Genomic DNA, 635 nt, shown 5'->3' on the forward strand with positions numbered 1-635 from the left:
TTCTCCGGCAGCCAGTAGCCTGTCATTATCGATTGCTACGGTGATGCTTGCGGTGGGGTTATTGTTTACCGGCCCGCTCTCCGACACGCTGGGCCGCAAGAATGTGATGGTGATTTCGCTACTGTTGGCCGCGTTCTGCACGCTGATTTGCGCCTTTATGACCAGTTGGCACGGCGTGCTATTAATGCGCGCACTGATTGGGTTATCGCTAAGCGGCGTAGCCGCGGTGGCCATGAGCTACCTGAGCGAAGAGATTCACCCCAGCTTCCTGGCCTTCTCCATGGGGTTATACATTAGCGGGAACTCTATCGGTGGCATGAGTGGTCGTTTGGTTACCGGGGTGCTGACTGATTATTTCCCCTGGCGCGTGGCTATCGGGGTTATGGGGGTTCTCGCGTTGTTTGCGGCGTTGATGTTTTGGCGTATCTTGCCTGACTCCCGTCATTTTCGGCCCGGTTCGCTGCGGCCCAAATCATTGTTGATTAACACCAAGATCCACTGGCATGACGCCGGGTTGCCCTGGCTGTTCCTTCAGGGATTTTTATTGATGGGAGCCTTTGTTACCCTGTTCAACTACATTGGCTACCGGCTGCTGGCACCGCCCTTCACCCTGAATCAGGCCATGGTTGGCTTGC

The 635-nt window shown here is 55.6% G+C and carries 1 protein-coding gene; it reads left to right on the forward strand.

Annotation, left to right across the window (positions count from 1 at the left end; translation table 11 throughout):
- A partial coding sequence (locus J5224_RS33655; protein WP_264629218.1) for an MFS transporter occupies positions 1-635 on the forward strand: 635 nt, incomplete at both ends.

This window comes from Candidatus Symbiopectobacterium sp. NZEC135 (assembly GCF_025962695.1).